Raw genomic sequence first — 6,091 nt, 5'->3', positions numbered from 1 at the left:
TATCAGTTATAATCTCACTACCTTCTTTTCCATAGTTTTTATCAAGCTGTGCAAAGGATTGAATGATAGGCACTAATGATATCTTTCTGGAACGACCAGCACTAAGCATCATTTCAAAGGATTCTATCTTTGGTATTGTACCTATTTCATCTGCATAAATCATTACTCGATTTGGAAGCTTACCCCCGTTTTCATCAGCTACTGTTAACATTTCACGATAGAACTGTTGTAAAAATAAGCTAACCATAAAATACTTCGTATTATCTTCTTCTGGGAGTATTAGAAAGATAGCAGATTTTTTATTACAAAAGGTTTCTGCATCAATTGCAGTGTCAAAACATAAGATCTGTTCCATTTCTGTATCTAAAAATGCATTAAGTCTTGATAGTACTGTAGATAGAACTGATGCCATTGCCTGTTCAGCTGAGTTTAAAGCTGCACCTGCAAACCACCTTGCCTTATGCTCTGAAGGAAGCTTGTCCATCAGTAACTGAAGCTGACTCTTTCCTTTTACCTTACTTGGTTCCATTAAGTCCTGCACCATTTTAAATACACTAATTATATGCCTGGTATCAACTATTTCTCCATCTTCTTTCGTAGGTGGAAGATACTCTGCAATAAGTAAAATAACAGCAGTTAGAAGTCCTTCAGCTGCATCATAGAAGAAAGCATTTTGTCCATAGGCAGAACTATCGCCTGTGGAATTTATAATAGTCTTTGAAATAATCTTTGCATATTTTTCAGCCTTTGCCTTAGCAGAAATATTATTGTGATCTTCCCTATATCTATCCATATACTTATTAACTAAATGCAATAAATTATTACCATCACTTCGTGTGGGATTTCTAAGATCTATAACTGCAATATTATATCCGTAACATTCTTTAGCAATCCTTCCATAGTTTCTTGCTAAATCCCCTTTTGTGTCAGTAGTTATAAAACTCATCCCAGTTGCACAGGCATATTCCAAATTAGGATAAAGAAAAAATGCAGTCTTTCCTACACCTGCTGCACCAATCATAAGACAATGGACATCATCAGTATCTACAAGTGCTATGACATTATTTTTAGCCCCTTTGCACCCAACTATAATTCCCTGCTCTGTAGGTAGATTTTTTCCCTTCCTCCAATCTGAAACATTAAATGGTACATGCTTATAAGTTTTTAAAATTTCTTTCTTTGTAGCAAACCTAGCTGTACCATGCTGACCATCGCCAACTGTTTTTGATTTGATTCCTTTTAAGGTATAATAATGTGCAATCATTGAAATTCCGCCAATTACAAAGAACATCAGAGATGCCATGCTTATAAGAAGGTATAACTGTGATTCCATAGATCAGTCCCCCTTTTCTTCTCTATATTTTTAAATCACATCATAGTATTCATCCTTGTCCCTATTGCATAGCCATCTCTTTTATTAGTTTTTGTTCCTGCTTTAGTTCTTGTAGTTCAATCAAAATAATTGCCTTTAAACTATGTTGGGCAATTGATTCATAAGCTTTTGCAATATTTTCTTTTTCCCTTTCAAAAATTATTCCTTCATATTTACTGATTCTCAAAATCTCCTGCTCAATCATATCTAGCCGACTATTAAGCCTACTGCGATTCTCATATGCTTTAAATTCGCAATACAACCTGTTTTGGATCACATCTATGCCTTGACTAATTCCCATTTGTTTATATTCCCTCTTGGCTAATAGCAAAGAAAAAGCAGATAGTTGTTTTAAAGTTTCAACTATCTGCTCCATATTATTTGTTTTACATCTATGGAATAATTTATTTAATTTTGATAGAGAATCATCTGTACTTTTAAATTCAGATATTAGACTATAAATCTCTGAACAAACTTTATCCCTTAGGGGATAATGTGGATGTTCTTCTCCGGGTATTACAGGAAGATTAAGGCTTGCTTTAAGGTCTTCATTCCAATCTTTATATTTAGGCATAAGCTTATCACATCTTATTTTCCTATCAATTAATATATCATAGAATTTTTCAGTGGTTTCAATTCCAGCTATATCATAATCCAGACATAGTATTACATGATTAAGATGGGGATTTATTTCAATCATCTTCAGCATCGCCTGTTCAGACACTCCGCACAATGATATATAACTATGGGACTGCCAATCTCTCGGATATATTGTAATAAAGGATAGCATATCAATAGGTGCTTCAAACACATAAAGCTTGTTACCTTTTCCAATATAATTAAAGCTATAGCAAGGATCACTGCTTTCTATATTTCCTTTGAAGCTCCTACCTCTTGTATAAATTCCTTGCTTATGTCCATGACGAGGAGTTCCATTTTCATCTAAGCCTACAAATACAGCGTTGTGATATTCCTTTGTCTTGTCTTTAGAGAGTTCACTGCTTTCATATAGCATTTTATTTCTAGCAAAGAAACTCACTATATCTCTATCAATACACCTTTGTTTGATCATATAAGCAAAGACCCTGCGCATATCAGAATGTTTTCGAGGTAAAACAAAGGGCTTTCTTTCCTCTTGCTCTTTTACGTCTGCTGTTTTATATATTATTTCACCTTGCTCACCAAGTAATCTTGTTACAGCATCGGGAAAATTCAATCCATAAAAATTCTGCATAAAATCAATTGCAAGACCACCTTCTCCTGTTTCATGATCATACCACCTATTTCCTCTTATCGTAATGCTCCGATCACTAGCAAGTCTTTTTTCTCTTCCAGAACGTAATAACTTATCTCCTTGCCTCTCCAAGAAATCCACTAGATCAACTGAATTTGCTCTTTGCTTTTGTTCCTCTGTAAAATGAATATAAGTAGACATAATTACCTCCCTTTTAATTCTATAATTCAATATTCTGCTCATGGTCATCTTTCTTATGTCCTTGTGCCATTTTCTTTTCTCTAAGTTTTCTTAATAACTTACTATCAACCTTAATTCCAACTCCTGATGATTTTAACGGAATATTATCTTCAAATATTTTACTCATATGATGAAACATCTTTGATACTACAAGTGAAACAGATGGGTTCTGAAATTTGTCCATATTGTCTAGAAAAAACTGAGCGTATTCATTTCCCTGTTCAGCAGATAATTGAAACCACTTTATTGCCTCTTCTTTATCCCTTGGCACACCTTCACCCATTAAATATATTTTTCCTAATAAATACTGTCCATATTGATTTCCTTTTTCTGCGGATAGATGAAGCCATTTTATTGCTAACGGAATGTCTTTTGTTATCTCTTCTCCCCTAAGATATAACTTACCAAGCTGATATGCTGCATACTCATTTCCTTCCTCTGCTGATAGTTTAAATAACTCTAAAGCTTTCAATATACTTTTATCTACATATTCCCCATCAAGATAAAGCTTTCCAAGAGAATACTGTGCAAATTGATTTCCACTATCTGATGCTTGTTTTAAATATTGGATTGCTTTTTTAACCTCTTCCCCTATTGAATTTTCTTCTGCAAGGATTAATTTTGCAAGGGAATAACAGGCAAATGTATTTCCAAGCTTTGCGGACTTTTCATAATACTGTTTTGCTTCCCCTATATCTTTTTCTGTACCGATTCCATTTTGAAGCATCCAACCAATCCTATATTGAATTTTATCATCATGACTTTTCTTTTCTAATCTCTTAAAACCTATAAAGGCAGAATAAAAATATTTATCTGACTCTTCCTTATTCATATCAGTTCCAATCCCATCCCGATACATCTTTGCTGCTTCAAAATCAGCATATGGAAAACCCTGCTTTGCAGATTTTAAATAGAGATCAAAAGCTCTTCCATAGTTCTGCTCAACTCCTCGACCTCTATAATAAAGACCACCCAAGGAATATTCAGCAAACTTATATCTTTCTTTTGCTGACAGAGTAAGCCAGTATGCTGCTTTTTCATAATCTTCTTCTGTTCCAAGACCTTGTGAATACATCTTACCTATACGATACGCTGTATATTTCCAAGACTTTTTATCTTCTACTTTATGAAAAGCATTAAGGGCTTTTTCATACCATGCATATGATTCTTCCATATCAATTTCTACACCAAGACCATCTGCAAAGATTCTTCCCATATTAAACATGGCAAGAGCATTTCCTTTTTCAGCTTCAGATTGAAATAAATAAAAGGCTTCCTCAAAATCTTGTACTATATCATCTGTACCATATAAGAATTTGCAAGCCCTTTTATAATCATCACTCCACTTCACATAAACATCTTCAGTTATATCATCACTAACTTCTATTTCCTTAGATAAATCTAAAGTATCACCTTCCATCTCAATAAATTCTGTATCATTTCTAATTCCATCTTCTGCTGCTTTATCTATTTCTTCGTCAGCAATATCAATATCATCATTGATGCTTTCCTCAAATGAAAAGATGCCCTTGTTATAATTATCTGCCTCTTTAATAATCATATTTTTTATTGATTTAAATTCTTTTTGTTGTGATAATGGCAGAGGCTCTGGCAGATTATCCATGTAGCTATTAAGAACTTCATTACGCATTTCATACCATAGGCCATATGCCTTACTTATCCTTTCATCCTTAGCTAGTTCATCTACAATCTCATCTACCATAGCTTTAAGCTTTGGTTGTAAATATCCATACTGTTTCTTTCCTTTGCTAAATTTCAATCTTTCTGCAAACCCTATAAACAATTCTTCTACCTTACTGTTTTGGAAGGGTTTATTTTTCATTTCAGCTATTAAATTTAATAAGACTTCCCTTGATTCCTCTTTTAATTCATCCCTTCTTTTACTTTGCTCTATATATATTTCTTTTAACTCTTGGCCAAAGATATTTTTTACAAATCCTGATTTCATTTTCTCTATACCTTTTTTAGTTAGATATCCTTCCTTTGAATCTGTTGAATAACAAATCATATGGATATGGGGATGATGACCCTCATTATGAAAGGCTGCATACCACCGAAAGTTCTCAGGCTTTATCTTTAAAGATTCAGCTATGTCTATGGCATAGTAAGAAAGCATATTATGCCAACTTTCAGCATTATCAAAACCAAGTCTAGCAGCATCTTCTCTCCTTAAAGAAATAATTGGAGTCCAAACATTTCCTTCATGATTTGCAACTTCATCTGCTATTTTACTAAGAACTAGACTGTCATCTCCGCCAGTAAATAAACCATGCTTTCCCATCTTTTCTACCCTTGGTCTATTTGCAATATAATCTACATAGTTTTTTCTTTTTCCGATCTTATCAAAATTTTCTTCTATTGCTATGGAAATAAATTCAGAAGCATTTTCTAATGTTGGGTTTTTAATATAGTCTTCATACTCAAATAATTTTTTGGTGTTTGGAAACTCTTTAACCAGTTGTAATATTAATTCTTCCTGTTTTGTTGTAGAAGAAATATTTCTATTTTCTATACTAATCTTTTCTACTCCATCACGAGTTGCAATATAATTTACTAAGTTTTCAAGATGAGCCGATGTTTTATCACTCCCACCTTTTAGATAAGGACACTTCAGAATAAACCTTGGCATAAATTATCACTCTCCAATTCCCTGTTGGAACTTGATCGCCTCCTCCATGGATATTTTACCCCTTGTCTTTCTTACTTGCTGGACACATCTTCCCCTAAGACTACGAAGTTCTTCCTCACTAATTTCTAAACCTGCGGCGAGTATATTCATCATCATACTTATTTCAACGGATAAACGAAATAAATTATTAGCATTCCTATTTTCCGTTTCTTTAAGTATTCCTTGCATTGCTGAGATTAGTATCTTAGATAGATATCCTGTAGTATCTTCACTAACTAAATATCCCATATAAAAGTTTAAAGCTTTATCTATAAATTCACTTCTGCTTTTACAATTATCCCTTTCTAGTAAACTATCCATTTCTTCCATTGTTTCAGGATATAACCATACTGCTGTCCTTTTCTTTACCGAATTCTTTTTCTCTTCCAATTCCACCTCACCTCAAACATCTATTATTTTCCCTTGACCACCTATAGGGTACAGCTATCAAGTCCTCGTTTTATGGGGTTCTTAGTAGATAACGACCACCTACGACATCACAAAACCCATTTTCCGACCACCTGCCTTAATTCTTTCAACCCATGGCACTGCCGGG

At 33.8% G+C, this 6,091-nt stretch carries 4 protein-coding genes; all 4 read right to left on the bottom strand.

The window, feature by feature from the left end; translation table 11 throughout:
• Window positions 1-1,333, bottom strand: a 1,333-nt coding sequence (locus tag ABWP20_RS09020; protein WP_353095464.1) for a type IV secretory system conjugative DNA transfer family protein, incomplete at its 3' end; no start/stop codon positions are given.
• Window positions 1,334-1,394: 61 nt separating this feature from the next.
• Window positions 1,395-2,807 (bottom strand): toprim domain-containing protein, encoded by a 1,413-nt coding sequence (locus ABWP20_RS09015; protein ID WP_353095463.1) that lies wholly within the window; start codon window positions 2,805-2,807, stop codon window positions 1,395-1,397.
• 19 nt (window positions 2,808-2,826) lie between these two features.
• Window positions 2,827-5,496 carry a MobP3 family relaxase gene (gene mobP3, locus ABWP20_RS09010; RefSeq protein ID WP_353095462.1) on the bottom strand — a complete coding sequence of 890 codons (2,670 nt, stop codon included), beginning with the start codon at window positions 5,494-5,496 and terminating at the stop codon, window positions 2,827-2,829.
• Window positions 5,497-5,502: 6 nt separating this feature from the next.
• Window positions 5,503-5,925 carry a hypothetical protein gene (locus ABWP20_RS09005; protein WP_353095461.1) on the bottom strand — a complete coding sequence of 141 codons (423 nt, stop codon included), beginning with the start codon at window positions 5,923-5,925 and terminating at the stop codon, window positions 5,503-5,505.
• Window positions 5,926-6,091 lie beyond the last annotated feature (166 nt).

It is taken from the genome of Tissierella praeacuta (assembly GCF_040396155.1).
GTDB lineage: Bacteria > Bacillota > Clostridia > Tissierellales > Tissierellaceae > Tissierella > Tissierella praeacuta_A.
The sequence above is the reverse complement of the archived record's forward strand: the minus strand, read 5'-3'. Positions and strand labels throughout refer to the sequence as shown.